General features: G+C 40.6%; 24 protein-coding genes and 1 pseudogene. 17 read left to right on the top strand and 8 right to left on the bottom strand.

Annotated features, from left to right (window positions below; all coding sequences use genetic code 11):
• The first annotated feature begins 30 nt into the window (after positions 1 to 30).
• Positions 31 to 753 carry a LytR/AlgR family response regulator transcription factor gene (locus tag QDI94_RS00810; RefSeq protein ID WP_278475628.1) on the top strand — a complete coding sequence of 241 codons (723 nt, stop codon included), beginning with the start codon at positions 31 to 33 and terminating at the stop codon, positions 751 to 753.
• A complete protein-coding gene (locus QDI94_RS00805; protein WP_278475629.1) occupies positions 750 to 2,063 on the top strand; it encodes a sensor histidine kinase in 1,314 nt (437 codons plus the stop codon). The genes QDI94_RS00810 and QDI94_RS00805 overlap by 4 nt, the downstream gene beginning before the upstream one ends.
• Positions 2,064 to 2,114: 51 nt before the next feature.
• Here QDI94_RS00805 and QDI94_RS00800 read toward each other — a convergent pair whose 3' ends face one another.
• Positions 2,115 to 3,137 (bottom strand): carcinine hydrolase/isopenicillin-N N-acyltransferase family protein, encoded by a 1,023-nt coding sequence (locus QDI94_RS00800; protein WP_278866443.1) that lies wholly within the window; start codon positions 3,135 to 3,137, stop codon positions 2,115 to 2,117.
• Between the two features lie 169 nt (positions 3,138 to 3,306).
• Positions 3,307 to 4,368, bottom strand: a pseudogene (gene trpS / locus QDI94_RS00795) (tryptophan--tRNA ligase).
• Between the two features lie 241 nt (positions 4,369 to 4,609).
• Between trpS and QDI94_RS00790 the strand changes: the two are divergent.
• The 6 genes from QDI94_RS00790 to QDI94_RS00765 are packed head-to-tail and all read left to right on the top strand — an operon-like array spanning position 4,610 to position 9,688.
• Positions 4,610 to 5,296 carry a lysophospholipid acyltransferase family protein gene (locus QDI94_RS00790; protein ID WP_117881884.1) on the top strand — a complete coding sequence of 229 codons (687 nt, stop codon included), beginning with the start codon at positions 4,610 to 4,612 and terminating at the stop codon, positions 5,294 to 5,296.
• 40 nt (positions 5,297 to 5,336) lie between these two features.
• The gene (locus QDI94_RS00785) at positions 5,337 to 5,579 is read left to right on the top strand and encodes an acyl carrier protein (RefSeq protein WP_021883662.1); all 243 of its coding nucleotides are present in this window, start codon (positions 5,337 to 5,339) and stop codon (positions 5,577 to 5,579) included.
• Position 5,580: 1 nt separating this feature from the next.
• Positions 5,581 to 7,779, top strand: coding sequence for a beta-ketoacyl-[acyl-carrier-protein] synthase family protein (locus QDI94_RS00780; RefSeq protein WP_278866440.1), 2,199 nt, complete (start codon positions 5,581 to 5,583; stop codon positions 7,777 to 7,779).
• 15 nt (positions 7,780 to 7,794) lie between these two features.
• Entirely contained in the window at positions 7,795 to 8,529 is a 735-nt protein-coding gene (locus QDI94_RS00775) for an SDR family NAD(P)-dependent oxidoreductase (protein WP_117519843.1), read from the top strand.
• On the top strand, positions 8,526 to 8,981 hold the full coding sequence (fabZ, locus tag QDI94_RS00770) for a 3-hydroxyacyl-ACP dehydratase FabZ (RefSeq protein WP_278866437.1): 456 nt from the start codon (positions 8,526 to 8,528) through the stop codon (positions 8,979 to 8,981). The genes QDI94_RS00775 and fabZ overlap by 4 nt, the downstream gene beginning before the upstream one ends.
• 2 nt (positions 8,982 to 8,983) lie before the next feature.
• Positions 8,984 to 9,688 (top strand): flavodoxin family protein, encoded by a 705-nt coding sequence (locus tag QDI94_RS00765; RefSeq protein WP_278866435.1) that lies wholly within the window; start codon positions 8,984 to 8,986, stop codon positions 9,686 to 9,688.
• Here the strand turns inward: QDI94_RS00765 and QDI94_RS00760 are convergent, their stop codons facing one another.
• Entirely contained in the window at positions 9,689 to 10,270 is a 582-nt protein-coding gene (locus tag QDI94_RS00760; protein WP_278866433.1) for a TetR/AcrR family transcriptional regulator, read from the bottom strand.
• A gap of 64 nt (positions 10,271 to 10,334) precedes the next feature.
• On the opposite strand from QDI94_RS00760, the gene QDI94_RS00755 reads away from it, so the two are divergent.
• The 3 genes from QDI94_RS00755 (at position 10,335) to QDI94_RS00745 (ending at position 12,510) form a co-directional block, all read left to right on the top strand.
• Positions 10,335 to 11,174 (top strand): patatin-like phospholipase family protein, encoded by an 840-nt coding sequence (locus QDI94_RS00755; protein ID WP_278866432.1) that lies wholly within the window; start codon positions 10,335 to 10,337, stop codon positions 11,172 to 11,174.
• Positions 11,175 to 11,369: 195 nt separating this feature from the next.
• Positions 11,370 to 11,909 (top strand): hypothetical protein, encoded by a 540-nt coding sequence (locus tag QDI94_RS00750; RefSeq protein ID WP_278866431.1) that lies wholly within the window; start codon positions 11,370 to 11,372, stop codon positions 11,907 to 11,909.
• Positions 11,910 to 12,060: 151 nt separating this feature from the next.
• Positions 12,061 to 12,510 carry a MerR family transcriptional regulator gene (locus QDI94_RS00745; RefSeq protein WP_278868682.1) on the top strand — a complete coding sequence of 150 codons (450 nt, stop codon included), beginning with the start codon at positions 12,061 to 12,063 and terminating at the stop codon, positions 12,508 to 12,510.
• Positions 12,511 to 12,576: 66 nt separating this feature from the next.
• Here the strand turns inward: QDI94_RS00745 and QDI94_RS00740 are convergent, their stop codons facing one another.
• Positions 12,577 to 12,768, bottom strand: coding sequence for a hypothetical protein (locus QDI94_RS00740; RefSeq protein ID WP_278866429.1), 192 nt, complete (start codon positions 12,766 to 12,768; stop codon positions 12,577 to 12,579).
• Positions 12,769 to 12,871: 103 nt separating this feature from the next.
• Here QDI94_RS00740 and QDI94_RS00735 point away from each other — a divergent pair, with 103 nt between their 5' ends.
• The 4 genes from QDI94_RS00735 to QDI94_RS00720 all read left to right on the top strand — a co-directional run bounded on the left by QDI94_RS00735 (position 12,872) and on the right by QDI94_RS00720 (position 15,115).
• Positions 12,872 to 13,282, top strand: a complete 411-nt coding sequence (locus tag QDI94_RS00735) for a peptide deformylase (RefSeq protein WP_101029407.1) — start codon at positions 12,872 to 12,874, stop codon at positions 13,280 to 13,282.
• A gap of 280 nt (positions 13,283 to 13,562) precedes the next feature.
• Positions 13,563 to 14,117: a hypothetical protein gene (locus QDI94_RS00730; RefSeq protein WP_278866427.1), complete on the top strand. Its 555-nt coding sequence runs from the start codon at positions 13,563 to 13,565 to the stop codon at positions 14,115 to 14,117.
• Positions 14,118 to 14,136: 19 nt separating this feature from the next.
• Positions 14,137 to 14,655: a hypothetical protein gene (locus tag QDI94_RS00725; protein WP_278866425.1), complete on the top strand. Its 519-nt coding sequence runs from the start codon at positions 14,137 to 14,139 to the stop codon at positions 14,653 to 14,655.
• 205 nt (positions 14,656 to 14,860) lie between these two features.
• The gene (locus QDI94_RS00720) at positions 14,861 to 15,115 is read left to right on the top strand and encodes a hypothetical protein (protein WP_278866424.1); all 255 of its coding nucleotides are present in this window, start codon (positions 14,861 to 14,863) and stop codon (positions 15,113 to 15,115) included.
• Positions 15,116 to 15,187: 72 nt separating this feature from the next.
• Here QDI94_RS00720 and QDI94_RS00715 read toward each other — a convergent pair whose 3' ends face one another.
• Positions 15,188 to 15,994 carry a DUF6591 domain-containing protein gene (locus QDI94_RS00715; RefSeq protein WP_101029411.1) on the bottom strand — a complete coding sequence of 269 codons (807 nt, stop codon included), beginning with the start codon at positions 15,992 to 15,994 and terminating at the stop codon, positions 15,188 to 15,190.
• Positions 15,995 to 16,034: 40 nt separating this feature from the next.
• Positions 16,035 to 16,613 carry a zinc ribbon domain-containing protein gene (locus QDI94_RS00710; protein WP_101029412.1) on the bottom strand — a complete coding sequence of 193 codons (579 nt, stop codon included), beginning with the start codon at positions 16,611 to 16,613 and terminating at the stop codon, positions 16,035 to 16,037.
• 125 nt (positions 16,614 to 16,738) lie between these two features.
• On the opposite strand from QDI94_RS00710, the gene QDI94_RS00705 reads away from it, so the two are divergent.
• Positions 16,739 to 17,074, top strand: a complete 336-nt coding sequence (locus QDI94_RS00705; RefSeq protein WP_278866422.1) for a helix-turn-helix domain-containing protein — start codon at positions 16,739 to 16,741, stop codon at positions 17,072 to 17,074.
• A gap of 54 nt (positions 17,075 to 17,128) precedes the next feature.
• On the opposite strand, the gene QDI94_RS00700 is transcribed toward QDI94_RS00705, so the two are convergent.
• Both QDI94_RS00700 and QDI94_RS00695 read right to left on the bottom strand, forming a co-directional pair.
• The gene (locus QDI94_RS00700) at positions 17,129 to 19,738 is read right to left on the bottom strand and encodes a translation factor GTPase family protein (protein ID WP_278866421.1); all 2,610 of its coding nucleotides are present in this window, start codon (positions 19,736 to 19,738) and stop codon (positions 17,129 to 17,131) included.
• A 120-nt stretch (positions 19,739 to 19,858) separates the two neighbouring features.
• Positions 19,859 to 20,335, bottom strand: a complete 477-nt coding sequence (locus QDI94_RS00695; RefSeq protein WP_278866419.1) for a GNAT family N-acetyltransferase — start codon at positions 20,333 to 20,335, stop codon at positions 19,859 to 19,861.
• A 393-nt stretch (positions 20,336 to 20,728) separates the two neighbouring features.
• Here QDI94_RS00695 and QDI94_RS00690 point away from each other — a divergent pair, with 393 nt between their 5' ends.
• Positions 20,729 to 21,271 carry a TIGR01440 family protein gene (locus tag QDI94_RS00690; RefSeq protein WP_278866417.1) on the top strand — a complete coding sequence of 181 codons (543 nt, stop codon included), beginning with the start codon at positions 20,729 to 20,731 and terminating at the stop codon, positions 21,269 to 21,271.
• Positions 21,272 to 21,427: the final 156 nt, after the last annotated feature.

Below are 21,427 nucleotides of genomic sequence, written 5' to 3'. Positions count from 1 at the left end.
TAAGAGTGATAATTATGCAGGAGGTACGGTATGAGGATTGCAATAGTTGATGATTGCGAAAATGAGCGAAATGAACTTTGCAAAAGACTTTCTCAAAGCTCATTTTCAAGGTCATATGATATTGGAATTTGCGGATACGGTAACGGAACGGATTTTCTGAATGAGGCAATGCAGAACAGATTTGACCTTGTTTTTATGGATATATATATGGAAAAGGAAAACGGAATTGATGCCGCCCAAAAGCTGAGAGAGTTTGACAGGGACTGTCTTCTTGTCTTTACCACCACATCAACCGACCATGCGCTTGATGGGTTTAGGGTTCGGGCATTGCATTATCTTGTAAAGCCGTACAGCGATGAAGAGCTTGATATGTTGCTTGACGAGATTTCGCAGAAAATTTCCGTTGAAGAAAAATACGTTGAAATTCCCTCCGCAAACGGCTCTTTGCGTGTAAAGCTTTGCGACATTTTGTATGCCGAGCATTTTAAGCACTGCATACATATTCATTGTACGGACAAATCCGAAAAGTCTGTGCGCAGTACATTTGCCGAATTTGTAAGGCTGTTTGATGACGGGGATAATTTCTTTGTGTGCAATCGAGGAATCATATTAAATCTTGAACACATCAGGGATATGAACGGCAATGAATTTGTTCTTGACAACGGTGAAAGAATCTCCATAAGTCGAAGTCTTGTAAAAAACGCAAAAAGCACCTTTGGCGAATATATTTTTGGCAGGAGGGATTTGCATTGACAAATGTTTTCTGTCCGATGATTGAACTCGGCGCAATAATACCGGGGACTGTTCTTGCATATTTCCCGATAAAAAAACATCTCAAGATATCAAGGCTCAGGCTGTTTCCAATATTGATTTCATCGCTTATATGCCTTTGCGCATTGTGCGGTTTTGTTTGTTACAGTCTTAAGCTTAAATCATTTGTGTTTGCAATACCGATAGTGCTTGCTCTTTCGGCAGCATACTGTTGTTCACTCAAAACATCCGTGTGGAAATCGGCGAGTGTGTTACTTGCTGTATGCGGAGTGTTTGCCTGCATTGCGAGCATTACACGGGCGGTTGATTCGATAACATTTCCGCAGAACACAACGCCGTGGTTTGAAATTAAATCGGCTGTGCTGTTCAATATTCTATGCTGGATGTTTGTAATTCTTGCATGGTATCCTGCAACACACGGTGTGAGTGAACTGCTCGATGATGAAAACATTGCCCAGACATGGTATGTATTCTGGATTTTACCGATAATATTCATCTTGCTCAACTTTTTTATAATTCCATGGAATCCTAACATTCTCCATACAGGAAGAATTATGCAGGGTTACATTGTTATCAGCGTATCACTTCTTGTGCTGTTGCTTATTTTCTATGCGCTGTTGTATTTTATAGCAAAAAGCCTGAACCGCAATAACAAGCTTGCTCAGGAAAATCAATTTTTAAATATGCAGAGGGCGCAGTATGACGCATTAAAAGGCGCTATTGAAGAAACCCGTCAGGCACGGCATGATATGCGACATCACTTTGCCGTACTTAATGCTCTTGCCGAGCAAAAGAACTGGGAAGAACTTGAAAAATACCTTTCGTCAGCGTCGCAGAATATTCCCGACACAGAGCTTGTACTCTGTAAAAACCACGCTGTTAATGCGATTATCGGGCATTATTATTCAAAATGCAAGGGCAACGGTATTCCGCTCAAACTTAAAATTGACATTCCCGAAAACTTGACAGTTTCGGAATCCGATATCTGCCTTGTAATCGCAAACTTGCTTGAAAATGCATTTGAGGCGAGCATGAAGCTTGACAGAAATAAACGGCGGATAAGTATGTATGCTCATCCTCATTCGGACAGCATTATTCTTGTTTCCGTGGAGAATGCTTTCAACGGCGATATTACCGAAAAAAACGGTATTTTCGGCTCATCAAAGCGAAACGGTGACGGAATCGGAACTCAGTCGGTATGCAGAATTGCCGAAAAAGACGGCGGTTATTGCAGATTTTCTCACGAAAACGGAATTTTTAAGGCGGATGTTATGTTACACAGTCAAAACTGAATTTAAACATTATTAAAGGGAAGAAACCATTTCGGCTTCTTCCCTATTTTTTTATTCCGTAATTTTATTTTCTTTTAGCGAATATTTTGTCACCGTGTTCCAATCTCGGCGGATTGAAATATCAGCGGTAAGGTTTGTGTTGTCATAAACAATCGACCATTGAGTATTGCTTGTTATGTCGTTCGGATTCGGTGCTTGAGATGCCGAAACAAGAGCCTCCCACGCTGTTTCTTTTGTATAGCTATTATTCTTTTCGAGAATATTGATCATCTTATCATACCGCTCTCTGCCGTGACCGTAAACTCCGTTTTTCTGATAAGGCTTTACAAAATTTTTGTACATCACAAAAAAGTTTGTAACGGCAGGCGATTTTGTAACAACAAGCTTTCGGTCATCGCTGTTGCAATCGTACTCAATAACACGACCGTCACCGCTTGCGTCGGTAACATAAAAGTGATAATCTCTTCCGCTTGAGGCGAACATATCGTATTTTTCAAAAAGTGTAACCGCCTCTTCGGTTGACGAAGCTCTGTCAAGTATAAGACGGATTGCAAGCGTTGTGGCGATAACGGGCTTTCCGCTTTGCTGACGGACGGGCTTGCTGTCAAGTGTGAGAACTGCAATTGACACGCCCTTTTCATTGATTCCGTCAAGGCTGATAAACGGTGAGAGCAAGGTTGCAAGCCTTGTTTCATCACTCAACTCGGGGTTGTTTGCACCTACATTATCAAGTGCCGCAAACGCAACCGACCTGTAGCCGTCCTTTGGCGAACAATATACAAGCATTGACGAGGTGTCGTTCTTAAAATCATAGTTTCGCCCCATCATTACGCTGTCGGGATTTTTCATTGTAAAGGCACTGCACCCGAAATTCGGCATTATAAGATTGACGGGATAATCGGGCAGAACCTCCTGCACAATTGCACCGAGAGCCGACTCATCATCAAAAATTCCTCTGTCAATGATTTTATCAATGCTGTAATCGTAGCATATATCCATTTTATAAAGGTTAAAATCGCTGTAATCGGTCAGCTTTTTAACAGAATCAAGCGTATGCTTTCTTGCGTCAATCATAATGTATTCTCCTTAAAACGGGGTGTTTTCAACGCAATAATAGCATAATATTTTTATTTTTTCAACAATTTTGAGTCAATTCGCAATAATTTTTTCATAAGAAAAATCGGAAAGACAGAATTTTTGATTTCTGTCCTTCCGACCTGTATTTTACATATTGAATTTTAAATTATTTGAGAAGATTATTGTCTGTAAAATAATCGATTCTCATAGAATGACGGACATCCTCAAGTGTTTTTGCGGCAGTTTCCTTTGCAACCTTACTGCCCTCTTTGAGAATATCGAGAACATCGGGAAGATGATTTTCCCATTCTTTTCTGCGTTCACGAATAGGACGAAGCTCCTCCTGCATAACATTGTTAAGGAATTTCTTAACCTTGACATCACCGAGTCCGCCACGCTGATAATGAGCCTTGAGTTCGTCAAGACAGCTGTAATCATTCCAAAATTCCGCAAAATACTCGTCACGGCAGAATGCGTCAAGATAGATAAACACGGGGTTGCCCTCAACCTTGCCGGGATCCTCAACACGAAGATGATTCGGGTCGGTAAACATTGACATAACCTTTTTCTTGATATCCTCGGGTTCTTCTGCAAGATAAATGCAGTTGCCGAGGGATTTGCTCATCTTTGCCTTGCCGTCAATACCGGGCAGTCGCAGACAAGCCTTGTTGCTCGGAAGAATAATCTGCGGTTCCGTAAGAGTTTCGCCGTAAACGGAATTGAACTTGTGAACAATCTCCTTGCATTGTTCAAGCATCGGAAGCTGATCCTCGCCGACAGGAACGGCAGTTGCACGGAATGCCGTGATATCAGCCGCCTGACTGATTGGATAACAGAAAAATCCCACAGGAATGCTTGCCTCAAAATTACGCATCTGAATTTCCGCCTTAACGGTGGGATTACGCTGAACACGAGACACGGTTACGAGGTTCATATAATAGAAAGTAAGCTCTGTAAGCTCGGGAATCATTGACTGAACAAAAATTGTTGACTTGTTCGGATCTATTCCGCAGGCAAGGTAGTCGAGCGCAACCTGCAAAATATTCTGTCTTACCTTTTCGGGATGCTCGGCATTGTCGGTAAGAGCCTGAGCGTCTGCAATCATAAGGTATATATCATCATATTCGCCCGAATTCTGGAGCTTTACTCACTCCTTGAGCGAACCTGCATAGTGACCGACATGAAGTCTGCCCGTAGGACGGTCACCTGTTAAAATTACTTTTTTCATAGGTTTCTCCTTTGTTTACCTTGATTCAAAGGCAAAATTCTTTTCTATGATTATATCACCATAAACAACAGCCGTCAACATTTGTAAAAAAGCTAAAAAGAAAAATATTCCATAATAATTCCCATATATTTTATGCTACAAAATTCGACAGAATGTTGCATAAGACACACGCAAAATTCATTTGACCGTTGAATTTTTTTAAATAAAAATATAATATTTTAAAAAAACGAGGGTAAAGAGTATGGAGTACAATTATCATAAAAATGCAGGACAGCTTGCATTCATAAAATTTGTAAAAGGTCTTGTGCATCTTCTTATTCGCCCTAAGGTTGAATGGAAGGACAAGAGCCTTAAAAAGAGCCTCAAGGGCAAGCCTGTTGTGTTTGTATGCAACCACACTCACCACTTTGACGGAGTTGTGATAAGCTCTGTACTCAGCAGATACAAGCCGTATATGCTTGTTAAAAAAAGCTGGTACGACAAAAGCGGAACAGGCTCGTTTATCCGAATTTGCCGCAGTATTCCCGTTGACTTTGACACCATGGACACAAACTGGTATGCACAAAGTGAGGGTGCGGTTGAAAACGGATATTCAATGCTTATCTTCCCCGAGGGCGGAATTGCAAGAGAGGGCAAAATGCTCCCGTTCAAGCCCGGTGCGGCATTGCTTGCGGCAAAAAAAGGTCTTGACATAATCCCGATTGCATCTTTGGGTGAGTATAAAATTCTTTTTGGAAAGAGGCAGAAAATTTTAATCGGCAATCCGATAAAATCCGAATGTCCCAAAAATGTTCGCTGCTCAAAATATGCAAAAGAAATTAGTGCCGAAGCCGAAAAGCAGGTCAAAAAGCTTTATCTTGAGCTTGAAGAAAAATACGGCAAAGGCAAGGTTTATTACAAAGAAGATTTTTCTTCGGAAAATTTATAATAAAATCAAAAAAATCAAAATTTTAAGTGAGGTAATTAAAATGAACAATGCTATTGCAGATCAGATTAAGGAAATGCTCGTAGAAAACCTTAGAATTCCCGAAAACATTCTTACATACGATTCAGAACTTTTCGGTGACGAAATCGGTCTTGACTCAATCGACTCAATCGAAATCGTTGCAGGCATCGACACACTTTTCGGTATTGATATGACAGGTGCAGACCGTGAGCACTTCCAATCAATCAGAGCACTTACAGAATATGTAGAAAGCAAGCAGGGTTAATATGGCTGACAAAAAGAGATGTGTTGTCACAGGACTCGGACTTATCTGCGGCGTCGGTGACAATGTAAAGGATTGCTGGGATGCCGTAACACTCGGTCACTCCGGCATTGATGAGGTTAAGTCGGTTGACACCTCAAACTGTTATGCACACAAGGGTGCAGAGGTTGACAAGGCATCGTCAGAGCTTTCTCCCGAAAACTATGACCGTTCTTCCCTTCTCTGTATTCATGCCGCAAACGAGGCTTTTGAAGATGCAAACATTGACGCATCCGAAAAGAACATCGGTGTTATTCTTGGCAGTTGTGTAGGCGGTGCGGCAAGCATTGACAAATATTACACAGATGAAATCAAGGGTGACGGCGGTAAAAAAGAAGATATTTTCAAAATGGGTGCTTCGGCAATTGCCAACAATGTTTCCGCTCATTTCGGACTTGAGGGCATTACCGCAAACATCGTCAACGCTTGTGCGGCAGGCACAATGAGCATCGGCTATGCCTGTGACCTTATCCGTGAGGGCAAGGGTGATGTGTTCATCGCAGGCGGTTCGGACAGCTTTTCTTCACTTGCATTCAGCGGTTTCCACGCTCTCCATGCGCTTGACGAAAACGCCTGTTCCCCGTTCAATCACAGCACAGGTATCACGCTCGGCGAGGGTTCGGGTATTCTTGTAATCGAAAGCTACGAACACGCTGTTGAACGAGGTGCAAAGATTTACTGTGAAATTCTCGGTTCGGGTGTAAGCAGTGACGCTTACCACATTACCGCTCCCCGTCCCGACGGTGAAGGTCAGATGAGTGCAATCAGAAGGGCTGTTGAAAGCTCTGCTCTTAGTTTTGACGATATCGACTACATAAACGCACACGGAACGGGTACTGCCAAAAATGACGAGGCTGAATTTCTTTCACTTCACACACTTTTTGACGGCAACAACCACCTTTCTGTCAGCTCAACAAAATCTATGACAGGTCATTGTCTCGGTGCGGCTGGCTCAATTGAGGCTGTATTTTCCGTAAAAGCAATAAAAGAAAACCTCGTTCCTCCTACAATCGGCTACTCCGATGAAGATTTGAAGGTGCTTTCCGAAAAGGCGGGCAACATTGACTTTATTCCGAATAAGAGCCATACAAAAGATGTTCACTATGCAATGTCAAACTCATTTGCATTCGGCGGCAACAACGCAAGCATCATTTTCTCGGACAACGAGCATGATATTCCCGACAACAGTAAAAATGAAAAAATTTACATTACGGGCATTTCAAAGCTTACAGGCACAAGGACTGACGAACACAGCCTTAACTGCAATCTTACCTCCGAAGATTATGACAAACACGGAATCAAGGTTGCATTTTACAGAAAGCTTGACCGTTTCAGCCAGCTCCAGCTTTTGAGCGGTATGGACGCACTTGCAGACGCTGACATTAAAATTGACAAGGACAACGAATATAAAACAGGTATTGTAATCGGCACGGCTGACGGCCCTATGACCGAAATTGTTGATTTCCAGAAAAAGGCAATCACAAGAGGTACCGAAAAGGGCAGTGCTTTTTCATTCCCGAATACGGTTTACAATGCCGCAGGCGGTTATCTGAGCATTTTCTCAGGTATCAAGGGCTACAACGCAACTGTTGCAAACGGCAATCAGGCAGGACTGCAGAGTATTTGCTATGCCGCTGATATTCTTGCAGACGGCAACGAAAGCGTTATGCTTGCCGCAGGTACCGATGAAAATACAAAGACAAACCTTGAACTCTATACAAAGGCCGAATTGCTTGAAAAACCGCTCGGTGAGGGCTCTGTAACTCTCGTTCTTGAAACAGAGGAAAGTGCAAACGGCAGAAATGCACGCAAGTATGCAGAAATTAAGGGTTATGCACAGGCTCACCGCCCTGTATCGTATGACAACTCAGAGGTTGACAGCAAGGCTGTTGTTGAGGTTATCGAAAAGGCTTGTGTGAATGCCGGCATTGAGGCAGACAATATCGACTTTGTATGCTGTGATGACAGGAAGATTATCAAGACGCTTATGCCATGCTATGATGTATCGCAGGAAATCGGCAATGCAAGAGCCGCAGCAAGCGCAATGACAGCGGCATATGCGGCTGAGCTTCTTTCTGACAGCGAAAAAAATTACGAATACGGACTTGCTCTTTCAATGGGTGCGGGCGGAACATACTCTGCCGTAATCCTGAAGAAAGCGTAAAAATCGGAGGTAAATATGAGCAAAACCGCTCTTGTAACAGGTTCATCAAGGGGCATTGGCAAGGCTTGCGCTTTAAAGCTTGCAGAGCTTGGATATGACATTGCCGTGAACTGCAATTCAAATTTAGAAATGGCTCAAAAGGCTGTTGACGAAATTACAGCACTCGGCAGAAAAGCCGTTGCCTACAAGGCAAACACGGCAGATATTGACGAAGTAAAGGATATGTTCCGCAGTATTCAGCAGGACTTCGGCGGAATTGATGTGCTTGTCAACAACGCAGGTGTGGTTGACGACGCTTACCTTTTGATGATTAAAGACGAGTCGCTTGAAAGAAGTCTTGACATTAATATCAAAGGATATTTCAATTGTGCAAGACAGGCATCGCTTAAAATGCTCCGCAAAAAGAGCGGAATCATCATCAACATTTCTTCCGTAAGCTCTGTTCTTGCAGTTGAAGGTCAGTCGGTTTACAGTGCAACAAAGGGTGCGGTAAACGCTATGACACACACGCTTGCAAAGGAACTTGCAAAGTACGGAATCAGAGTAAACGCAGTTGCACCCGGTTTTATCGAAACCGAAATGATGAACGGCATTCCCGAAGAATTGCAGAAAAAGTATCTTGAGGCTATTCCCGAAAAGAGATTCGGCACAGTTCAGGATGTCGCAAATGTAGTTGGACAGCTTTGCAGTGACGATTTTTCATATATGACAGGTCAGGTGCTTGTGCTTGACGGAGGACTCAGCTTATGATGAATCTGCTTGAAATTAATCAGAGAATAAAACAAAGACCACCCTTTCAGATGATTGAGAGGGTGACCGAGCTTGAGCCGAATGTTTCGGCAACAGGTATAAAAAATGTGTCGGTGAACGAGCCGTATTTTGCAGGCCATTTTCCCGACACACCGATTATGCCGGGAGTATTGCTCATTGAATCTGCGGCACAGCTTTGCAGTCTTGTATTTGCTCCCGAAAGCGTTGAGGAGGACAAGTTATATGTTCTTCTCAAGGTTAAGGATTTCAAAATGCTCCGCCCCGTTATTCCGGGTGACACGCTTATTATCAGCGTAAATGTTACAATGTCAACAAAGTCGGCATTTGAATTTGCGTGTGTCATCAAGGTTGACGGTGAAGTGAGGGCAAAAGGAAGTCTTTTGTTTACCACAATGGATAAAAATTCGGTTTACAAGCCGTCACAGGAGTGATTATGAAGGTTCTCGTATTAAACGGTAGTCCAAAGGGCGAAAAAAGCAATACTCTCAACATTACAAAAGCATTTCTTGACGGCTTTTCAGCAGATACGGAAGTTGAATATATCACAGTTAAAAAGGAAACAATCAAGCCGTGTATGGGTTGCTTTTCGTGTTGGAGCAGAACACCCGGCAAATGTGTTATAAAGGACGATATGCAGAAAATCTACGAAAAAATTAATTCTGCCGATATTATCATTGAGAGCTTTCCGCTCTACTTTTTCGGTATGCCGTCACAGATGAAAGCATTAACCGACAGATGTCTGCCGTATATGCTCCCCTATTCGGGAAATGTTGCCGAGGACAAAGAAGCCTCTTTCCATGAACTGCGTGATGAAACAATGCACGAAAAGAGGCTTTTGGTTATTACAACTTGCGGATATGTGAGCGCCGAACCGATGTATCCAGCACTTACAAAACAGCTTGATTTGATTTGCGGTAACGGCAATTACACAATGATAAAATGCCCCGAGGGCGAGCTTTTTATTGCAGAAAAAGCTGAAAGGCAGAGAAAGGCATACCTTGATTCAATCACGGAGGCAGGCAGGGAATTCTGCGAAAACCGCTGCCTTTGCGATGAAACAATGAAAAAAATTTCAAAGCCTATTCTCTCCCCCAAAGGATTCGAGGCTATTACTAAGGCTCATTGGAAAATGAGTTAATCAGCTTTTCGGGCGAACATATTCGGACAATGCTCCGAGAACGAACTCGTTGACAGCGTCTGCAAGCTTTTCGGAGCTTTCTGCACAGCCGTCATTGAACCAACGGACATAAACCGAGATGAATCCCGAAACGACAAATTCAACAAGGTATTTGAGTTTAGTTTCATTTTTAAAATTAAGCACAGGTCTTATTGAAACCTCGATAAATCTTTTCAAAAGCTCAACAGAGCGGCCCGAGCCGAACACCTCGGGAGAATTTTTCAGAATTTTATTTATCTGTTCTTTATTTTCAACAATAGAAAGGCCGATAAAATTCAGCTGATTTACAAGATTGTTGCCGTCACGGTCGGATTTTTTCGCATGGCTGATAACATCGTTGATCATATCGTAATTGATATCATCGACAACATCCTGAACCGTGTTGTAGTGACGGTAAAAGGTTTTGCGGTTAATCATCGCCTTTTCTGCAAGCTCAGTCACCGTGATTTTGGAAACATTTTTTTCGGCAAGCAAATCAATCAGCGAATTTTTTATATTGGTTCTTGTTTTTACAATGCGAAGGTCAGTCACATTAGCGTCCATACTATCACCCCATAAAACAGTTTGATTATAGCACCAAAAATTTTTTGAGTCAACGGAGGTCCTTATGACAGGTCTGATAATTGAAGGCGGAGCAAGGCGAGGAATTTTTACCGCCGGTATAACCGACTGTCTGCTTGAAAACAAAATACACTTTGACTATGTTGCAGGAGTTTCAGCGGGAGCTGAAGTCGCTCTTGATTTTACCGCAAAACAGGAAGGTCGTTCCCGCAGGGTTATTATGCCCCACAGAACAGGTGATTTTTCGGTTCTCGGTTTTCTTTCAATGGATCTTGACAATATGATTTACAGATTTCCTTATCAGGACTATCCGTTCGATTTTGATACATTTTTTGCGTCAGATACAAACTGCGAATTTGTGGCAACCGACTGCGTAACAGGCAAGGCAAAATATTTTTCCGAGAACAAAAGCGAACAGCGATTGCTTGACTCCGTAAGAGCGTCCTGCACAGTTCCTATTCTCTATCAGATAAGCGAATTTGAGGGCGGAAAGTATGTTGACGGCAGTATTGCCGACGCTGTTCCCTTTGACCGTGCGTTTGAACAGGGCTGTTCCCGTGTGCTTGTGCTTTTGACAAAGCCCGAAAATGAGCCTTGCACGGACTATCGCAAGTTTGAATTTTTAATCAACAAAAAATACAAGGACTATCCGAACCTCATCAACGCTCTTATGACGAGATTTGACCGCTATAATGAGCAATGCACAAGAATGAAACAGCTTGAGGAGGACGGCAGACTTATGGTACTCCGCCCGTCACACAAGTATGTAAAATCATTTGAAATGAACACGGATGTGCTTGACGAGGCATATAACGCCGGCAAAAATCTTGCAAAAGAAAGGCTTGCCGAAATTGAAGATTTCCTCAATGTTCTCGAAAAGACATAATCAAAACAACAAGTTACATTAATATATCTTCCCAAAAAGCAAGGTGCAATTTCGTGCCTTGCTTTCTTTTTATATGTAATTTCAACAAGTAAAAAGTGTTCAATATGTGACTTATTCCAATTAAATAACAATAGTATTGTATAATGTCAAAAAATATGGTATATTCAGCATATATTTTAAAACACGGAGATTTATATGAAGAAGCAACTAATGATTTTTGACTTTGTGTGTTTTGGAATCGGAGCAATTTTTTTGACTTTTGTCGCCATACTTCAAAATTGCGGTATAAACATTACCAATGGAAGTGTAATCGGAATTGTCATAACAGTGCTTTTGTTTATTCTGATATTACTTAGCACAGCTAATGTATTCGGTTTTGACTGTACCGTTTCAAACATAACTTTTTTAAGACCATTATTATTGATCATTGCGTTATACATCTTTTATTGTATGCCGTTTATGGGCTTTTTCGGGAAGTCGGGAAATGTGTGGAACAATATAATGATTGCATTCTTAGGTATTATGGCATCAAGATTTTTCTTTTATATTTCAAAATCAGCAATGGCTGAAAAAATGGTAAAATCATCCTTTGTTTACACTGAAGGTGCTGAAATGTTTTCAAAAGCAGAATTGTTCTTTAAATACTTTTCGTTTTTTATCGTTGTAATTACCGTAGCAATAATAATACTTAACATGACCACAAATGATATAGATATAACAAAAATATTTTTCTGACAAACACGGAGCAGAAATTAAAATCTGCTCCGTTAATTTTTTATTTCAAAAAACAATTCAATTGACAACCAAATCATTATGCAGTATGATTGTATTGACAGATAAACTTGGCTTTAGGTCAAGAGCTTTTAGAATGTTTCGGAGTGATTTTATGTACACAATCGGTCAGGTATCTCAGATGTGCGGTATTCCTGTTTCAACCCTGCGTTACTACGACAAAGAGGGACTTTTTCCGCATATGGAGAGGGTGTCGGGTATCCGCAGATTTTCCGACAGAGAGCTTGAAACACTCCGCATAATTGACTGTCTCAAAAAATCGGGACTTGAAATCAGGGAAATAAGAAAATTTATGCAATGGTGCGCCGAGGGCAGTTCGTCCTATCCGCAAAGGCGAGAGCTTTTTGAAAATCAGAAAAAAACCGTAGAAAAGGAAATTGAGCATCTTCAAAAGACGCTTGATATGCTCCGCTTTAAGTGCTGGTACTACGATACTGCCATTGCTGACGGCAACGAGGACAGAATCAATGAAATGCTCCCGAACAATCTTCCCGAGGATATTCAAAAGCTGTATGACCATGCCCACAGCGATGACGAAGATTAATTTTGATAATTTGTAAATTCACAGAATTTCGCTCTCCAAACGGAGGGCGTTTTATTTTGTGCTATTTTATTTTGTCCCGAAATATTTTATGTAGCTTTCAATGTTGCAGTTGATTTCTTCAAAAATTTTTCGCACCCCGTCAATTCTTAAATTTTCATGATAAACCTTTGCTCTGCCCTCTCTGTCAATTTCAATCAGCAAAATATTCTCACCGTCAACCTCAGCATAAACATTGCACGATAACTCCGGATATTTCACCTAACCACCTCGGTAATTTATATGAGGATACATTATGTAATTTAACTTGTAATCGCTTTTGCGATGTGTTATACTCGGGTTAGAAACTGAAAGAGGCAGAGTTATGGTAAGAGAAATTGTACATGATCCTATGTTTTTACAGAGAAAGTCGGAGGACGCAACACAGGCAGATTTGCAGACGGCACAGGATTTGCTTGACACACTCAGGGCAAATTTTGACCGTTGTGTGGGCATGGCAGCTAACATGATAGGCGTTGCAAAAAAGATAATCGCAGTCAATGACAACGGAAAATATCTTGTTATGTTCAATCCCGAAATCATTAGCAAATTCGGTGAATTTGAAACCGAGGAGGGCTGTCTTTCGCTTGACGGCGAACGCAAAACAGTTCGTTACAAAACGATAAAAGTAAAATATTTCAACGAAAATTTCAAGCAGATAAAACGCAGTTTTTCAGACTTTACCGCACAGATTATTCAACATGAAATTGACCATTGCAACGGGATTCTGATTTAAAGTTAATACAAATCCTTCTCTCCCCGACAGTCACACGGTACAATGTGTGGCTGTCGGGTTTTATTTTGCACATTTATTTTGTACAAAAGTTTTACTGTAATTTATTCATTGCAACTAATTTCACCGTCAATCTGAACCTTTTTTGGATTATTGTTTTGTAAAAATCGCACGAAATTGCATGGCAGATTATTTTGCAATTGCAGTTTGAATTATATTGTGCTATAATATTAATACAATAGAAACACACGAAAATTTTAATTAATCAAAAGGCGGTGAGATTATGAAAAGCAATAAAGCTCTCAAGTACACAGGAATTATACAAGGTGTACTCATTGCAACTCTGTTACTGCTTGCCATTTCGATTCAAGTGGTATTTATGTATAACACATACTATTGTGAAGATTATACTTTTGATTTTCTTAGAAATATGGGTATTGGTTATTGGGATTTACGGAATAATTCTTCAGCGTTTTTCCTCATAAATTCCATTGCGGAAACCATAGCTTATTTTTTAGGTTTGATGCGTCTTTATGTTCTTAAAATAATTTTTCAGATTATTGCCGCTGCAGCGTTAACCTTGCCTGTTATTTTAGGCTATCTGTCAATATTCCGCAAAAACATAGTTGCAAACGGATTGATTATTGCAGGATCAGCATTGACTTTGTTATCCGCATGTTGGAGTCTTTTCTCTACCCTATTTGAACTTGCCCGTGGATTTGGCGAATTTACTTTGGTTCAAGTAGTTTTAATAATTGTGATACTGATAAAAATAGGATTGATTGCCGTTTCAATACTGCGAATAAAACAGATTAAAAAATCAAATCAGTTACAGTAAATAACGAAGCGGTGATTTTATGAAAACAAATAAAATGCTTAAAGTTACAGGAATTATACAAGGTGTACTCATTGCAACTCTGTTACTGCTTGCCATTTGGATTCAAGTGACATTTTTGTATAACACATACTATTGTGAAGATTCTTCTTTTTGGGCAATCCACGGCGACTACCCGATCCTATTCATTTTCAACACTCTTTTTACAACCTTTGCATCTTTCTCAAGCTTGTCAGGAAATTATGTTTTATATGTTATTTTTGAAATTATGGATATTGCATCGTTGGTATTGCCCGTATATCTCGTTTACAAATCCATACGCAGTAAAAGCACGATGGCAAACGGATTGATTATTATATCATCTGCTGTTACTTTTATGATTATGGTTGCTTACGGAGCTTATACCCTTCTTGAAATAATTCGCGGTGCTGAAACATTCAATATTTACAGCATAATTTTCATCTTCATAATGTTGATAAAAGTTACTCTGTGCATTGTTTCACCGCTCAGAATAAGGGCAATTAACAACGCAGTCGAATAGTATTACATATAAACAAGACAGTTTACGGCTGTCTTGTTTTGTTATTTATTAAAAATCCTTCATTGTGTAACCCTTTCCCTACAAAATCTACGGGGATAGTTGCTGTGAACATTGACATATATTGCTGATTTAATATCCCAAATTTAATATTGCTAATTTGGAATTATAATGGTATAATTCGTGTAGATATTGCGGAGGTGTTGTCGTGAAAAAATTTGTATCGTTTTTGCTTGCTCTTATGATGATTTTCTGGAGCAGTACCCTTGCTTTTGCAACTAACAAAACAGACACACAAAATAGCTCCACCTCCGATGAATCGGACGGCGGTTCAATGCCTACGGATTTTGCGATAATTCTTCTGCTTATCGCTGGCGGTACGGCAGTCGCAAGCTTTAAACGCCACAGAAATGACCGTGACGATTACGATGAACCCGATGATGACACGGAAGAAGAAATTTGATTTTACATTATTAAAAACAACAAAGCCGACAGATTATGATTGCATCTGTCGGCTTGCTTAATTTTAATTAAATTATTGTTGAACCTCAAGAAGTTTTTTGTTCACTCTGTTTGTAACATCAAGATAATATGCAAGGTCAGCCGATGAAAGTTCGTCCTCATCAATTTTTGAAACCTTGTCCATATATGTGTTGTACTGACTCAAAAGTTCGGTATATTCGGAAAGCATTGTTACATCATTTGCATCATAGCTTTTCATAAAGTCAACATACTTATTCATAAACTCTTCGTACTCGTCCATCATCTCTTTGAATGAGGGAGTAACAGTATCACTGTCCGACTTTTCTTCTTTTGAACTTTCCTTTTTAGAGCTTTCTTCTTTTTTGCTTTCCTGCTTTTTGGAACTCTGCTCTTTCTTTGAAGACTCTTTATTGCTTGACTCATCATCAGGTGCATAAACACTGACATTCATAGTATTGTCGTCTTCAAATATAAGCGTAACTTTGTAACCATCCCTGTTTTTGGCCATATAACCTGTGTCGTCCTCCAAACAATCAATGCTAAATCCCTTATCTTTACATTTGTTAATGTATTTTGAAAAATCGGACTTTGAAGTTTTTGCAATAACTGCCAAAAAGCTATCTGATGAATCCCACATAATCTCTCCTGTCTTAGAGATAGGAACAGGAATAAAACTTCCGAGGCCATCCGAAGGCCACTCAATAGTTCCATAGGTTGTGGGCTCTTTTTCTTCTGAGGTGTCAGAACTTTCGACAACACTGTTATCATTGTTCTTGCTTTCTCCGCAGCCTGACAATGACACAGACATAAGTATTGCAAGCGACATTGCCGCAGCGGCAAATAATTTTTTCTTTTTCATAGTTTTACTCTCCTTAAAATATTTATAATAAAAAACTAAATCAATAGGCAAACACTACAAACGGGATTATTAAAATTAAACCTACTAAGGTAAGAATTGTCGGAAGCGATTGTGTCGGGGATTTTATAACTCCCTTTCTGAACAAAACAGATGAGACAAAAAGAATAGTTTGCAATGCGGAAATTATTGCGTCAATTAAAAGTCTTGAAGAATATCTGAGTTGTGAAAATTCGCCCATTGCAATTATTCCGCATATTATCGCACCGATTATTGCAACAACACCGAAGCCGCTTTTTCTGTACGCTTCGTCAGCTTTTTTCTTTTCGGCTTTGCGTTCTTTTTCGTCCTCTCTTTCCCACTTTTTATATTCCATTTCTTTGTAAGTATCATTTCTGATGCGTTCAACCTCAACTGCATCACCATAGACAATAACCTCACTTGAACCGCAGTACGGACAATGCAAAGTTTTATTACTGCTGTCGGCTGTCATCACACCGCCGCATTCCTTGCATTTCAGCTGAACTCGCTCGGTTTTGTCATTATTTGTAATCTTTGCACCGCAGTTTTTACAAAAAGAAGAACTGTCCTCAATTTTCTCGCCGCAATTACTACAAAACACAACATATCACCCTCAGTAATAATTTGTATTTATTATAGCATACTATCCTTTTAAAAGCAATACTATCTTTAATAATTTATTTATTTTTATCCTTTTAAAAGATAATATTTACTTGGTGATAAACAATGCTAAACCTTAAAGAAATAGGTAACAGAATTAAAAAATACAGAAAGCAAAAAGGGTTCACACAGGCACAGCTTGCGGAAATTATCGACATTTCAACAATTCATATGTCACACCTTGAAACAGGCTCTGTTGCAATGTCGCTTGAATGTATGATAAAAATATGCGACACACTTGAAATTTCGCCTGATGATTTGCTGATTGGTGAATTTGAACTTAACAATAACGCCACAATAAAACAGCTTGCAGAAATAACCAAAAATCTTTCTTCGGACGAAAACAAACTGCTGATAGATTTTGCACTTTTGCTTGAAAAAAACAAACCTAACAGAAATTAAAAAAGCCGACAGAACACATTGCTGTATCTGTCGGCTTATTATTATGCTTAAAAACTAATTCATATTATTGTTTAATTTGTTTGAAGAATTTATTATTTCTCTGATTTCATTTTCGGCTTGTCTGACTTCTTCTAAAAATGCTCTTGATGAAACACGCAACGCACCGTTGCCCAGAATTATCATCTGTTCGAGTGCGTCGGATGTTACGACACGCACCTTGTTGGTTTTGGCAAGCTTGTGAGAGGTTTTCTCAATAAACATATCGGCGGTTTCTGCCTCTTTGGTATATACAATGCTGATATTATTCACGGTTTCAACCTCTCTGTGTTCGCCCTTTACCTTGTACGCATCAAACACGAGAATAAGGTTACACTTGCTGTAGCCCTGATAGTTGCAGAGAATGTTTATCAGAGCGTGCCTTGCACCGTCAAGACTTCTTTCGGAAAGCTCTTTGAGGTGTTCCCACGCAAAAATAACATTGTAGCCGTCAACAAGCAGATACTCCGTGCCGTCATACACGGGGGATTTTTTATACTTTTCAGCCGCCTTGTCAATTGACGAAACCGCCTTGACATGACGCTTTTCGGGAGCGTGTTTTCTGCGTGTCACAGGGCCGTAGGTCTGTTCAAAAATCTGCATAAGCTCCTTGTCGAGAGCAAAAATATCGTCCTGAGTTTTGCACTTTGCAAAAGCGTTTTCGCTGTTTGTGCCGATTCCATCGTCTTTCGGAGCATCGAGAATACTCGGCAAATGCATATGCTCGCCGACCTCATTCCACGGCACATTGTAGCCTGCTCCGTGAGAACAGAACACAGAACCGCATGGATTGTCAACATCGGCATCGCAATCGTAGCCGATTTGTGCAATAACTTCATCACTGTTGTGACACGGCTCATAGCCTTTAAGACTGCACGAAAGTCTGCCTCTGCCGTGAGTGTACTGCATAACTTCTTTTGTATAGTTGCCCATTTCGGACACGGGTGCAGTACCTGTGAGAACGGAATTTTCTCCCTTGGCTTCCGGAGAATTGAAAGTACCGCTCATCCGCTGAATATCTGACATTGCCCGTCCCACATTTTCGTTAGGCACTTCAAGCGTAAAATCATAAACAGGCTCAAGCAGAATGCTCTTTGCACAACGCAGTCCCTGTCTTACGGCACGGTAGGTTGCCTGTCTGAAATCTCCGCCCTCGGTATGCTTTGCGTGAGCTTTTCCCGAAACAAGCGTGATTTCAATATCTGTAATCGGCGAGCCTGTCAGCACACCGAGATGTGTTTTTTCGCAGAGGTGAGTAAGAATCAACCTTTGCCAGTTGCGGTCGAGCAAGTCCTCTTTGCAACGGGAATTAATTGTAATTCCGCTGCCACGCTTTGCAGGTTTCAAAAGGAGGTGAACCTCTGCATAGTGTCTTAACGGCTCAAAATGACCGACACCCTCAACCGTGTTTTCGATAGTTTCTTTATAGATTATACTGCCTGTGCTGAACGATACATTCATACCGAAACGCTCTTTTATTATGCACTTCAGCACCTCAAGCTGAATTTCACCCATAAGTCGGATGTGGATTTCACCGAGTCTGCTGTTCCACACAACATTTAGCTGAGGGTCTTCGTTTTCAAGCGTTTTCAGCTTTGTGAGAGCCGTGTGGGCGTCTGTCCCGTCCTCTAACTCAACCTTATAAGTCAGAACAGGTTCGAGTACGGGAACTCCGGAATTTTTCTCAACACCCAAGCCGTCACCCGATGAAGTGAATGTTATTCCCGTAACCGCACAAACGGTTCCTGCAACAGCCTCCTCAACGGCTGTGAATTTCTCGCCCGAATAAATTCTTATTCTGTTTACCTTTTCGGCATTGGTATTTTTTTCGCTTTGGAGAATTTCACGCACTTTAAGACTTCCGCCGGTAATTTTCATAAATGTAAGGCGGTTGCCCTGATTGTCCTCTGCAATTTTATAGACCTTTGCACCGAACTCAGCACCGTAAGAGGGCATAACCGTGTATTCGTCAAGCAGATTCAAAAATGCCTTTACACCGTCAAGTTTGAGTGCCGAACCGAACATACAAGGAAAGATTTTGCGTTCCTTAATCGCATCTGTTATGTCAGACTTTTCAACGGCATCTGTTTCATAATATTTTTCAAGAATTTTTTCATCACATACGGCAACACTTTCACGAAAGCCGTCGGAGTTCGGATAGCTAAAATCAACGCAGTTTTCGTCAAGCCCTGTACGCAGCTGTGCCATAACGGAAAGCTTGTCCGCACCGTCAAGATCCATTTTGTTGACGAAGATAAAACACGGCACATTGTACTTTTTGAGCAGTTTCCAAAGTGTGCAGGTGTGACTCTGAACACCGTCAGTTCCGCTGATTACAAGAATTGCGTAGTCAAGCACCTGAAGTGTACGCTCTGCCTCTGCAGAAAAATCAACATGACCCGGGGTGTCAAGCAGAGTAAATTCCGTGTTGTTGTACTTCATAACCGCCTGTTTTGAAAAAATTGTGATTCCGCGGTCACGCTCAAGCGAAAAAGTGTCAAGAAACGAATCCCTGTGGTCAACCCGTCCAAGCCTTGTTATGCTGCCTGAGGAATACATAAGCGCCTCTGAAAGCGTAGTTTTTCCCGAATCGACATGAGCCAGAATACCGACTGCAATTTTTTTCATTTTATCACCACACCAGAAAATTCATACACTGTATTGTACCATACAGAAATTTTTTTGTAAATCAAAACAGACCGCCTGATTTATCGCAATCGAGCGGTCATATTTTTCTGCATATTTCTTTTAAAGAATTGTTTCCATACCGATTTTTTGAACCTTAAAACCGATACGCTCGTAAAATTTCATTGCATTATCATTGCCTGCCCACACATTGAGCGTAACATTATAGCAGCCGCTGTTCTTTGCAAAATCAATAACATAATTATACAGCTTTGTGCCGATATGCGTTCCCCTTGAATCCTCGTCTACGCACAAATCGTCAATGTACAGGGTTTTTATATCCGTGACCGATTTATTTTCAAGGTCTTGCTTAAAAATGCAGAAAGCATATCCTTTTACTTTTCCGTTAATTTCTGCAACAAAAATCGGCTTTTGCTCATCAACAATTATTCGCTCAAGCTCTTCATCGGTATATTTCTTCTCGCCGACTGTAAAAAGGTCGGGGCGGATATCGCTGTGAACCTTGTGAACCTCAAAAAGGAGCCTGTCAATCTGCGGTATGTCTGCAAATTTTGCCCGTCTTATTGTTACTTCACACATAATTTCATCTTCCAATCATATAAAAAGTACCTTATGCAATTTCGTTTTGCCGAAATCTTTAACATCTATTTTACCACATAAAAAAATCAATGTAAACAAAGTAAAAAGGCTTGCGGCAAAAATCGACCGCAAACCTTTTCGGAAGTAAGTATGAACGAAAGTAATTATCAGTTTTATGTGGTTATATAAGGTTCTTGTAAAGCTCTGCAATTTCTTCAACACTTGCAGAACAAATCTGTTGGTTTTATTGTACACTCATATACCTAAAATATCAAGGACTATTTTAACATTTTTGTGTCTTTCGCTGTCATTTGCATTAAAAACTTGTACTTTGCAAAAAGAATGGTATAATATAGTCAGAATAAAATTTACATAACCAAGGAGTTGACATATATGTATGAAGAAATTTATGCTCAGGCAAAACAGGCTTGTAATGAGCTTTGCGATGTTGCCAAGCTTAAAGAGGGCAGTATTGTTGTAATCGGCTGTTCTTCAAGCGAGGTTGCAGGCGGAACTATCGGACACAATTCAAGTCTTGAAACCGCTCAGGCTGTTTTCAAGGGTATTTACGAAGTGCTTTGTGAAAGAAAAATTTACCTTGCCGCACAATGCTGTGAACACCTCAACCGTGCAATAATCGTTGAGCGTGAGGCTGTTCCGAACGCTGAAATCGTGAATGTTGTTCCTCAGCCAAAGGCAGGCGGTTCGTTTGCCACAACTGCGTACAGAACCTTCAAAGATCCCGTTGCGCTTGAAGAAATCAAGGCTGACGCAGGTCTTGACATTGGCGGAACACTTATCGGTATGCACCTTAAAAGAGTTGCCGTGCCGGTAAGACTCGGTATTGACCGTATCGGACAGGCAATTCTGCTTGCGGCAAGAACCCGTCCTAAATTCATCGGCGGTTGCCGTGCCGTATATGATGACAGGCTTTAATTTAATACAACTTTTTACAAGCGTCAGTTTTACGGCTGCCGCTTGTTTTTTATGCTGTTTTTTTAAAATTTCAACATATTACCGCCCGTTCCATAAATTTGCGACATACAATATCAAAGAAAAGTTTGCATTTTTCACTAACTGTGGTATAATTTA

The sequence above is a fragment of the Ruminococcus bromii genome (genome assembly GCF_928721825.1).
Classification (GTDB): Bacteria; Bacillota; Clostridia; order Oscillospirales; family Acutalibacteraceae; genus Ruminococcoides; species Ruminococcoides bromii.
Note: the sequence above shows the minus strand (reverse complement) of the source record. Positions and strands in the feature narration are given on the sequence as shown.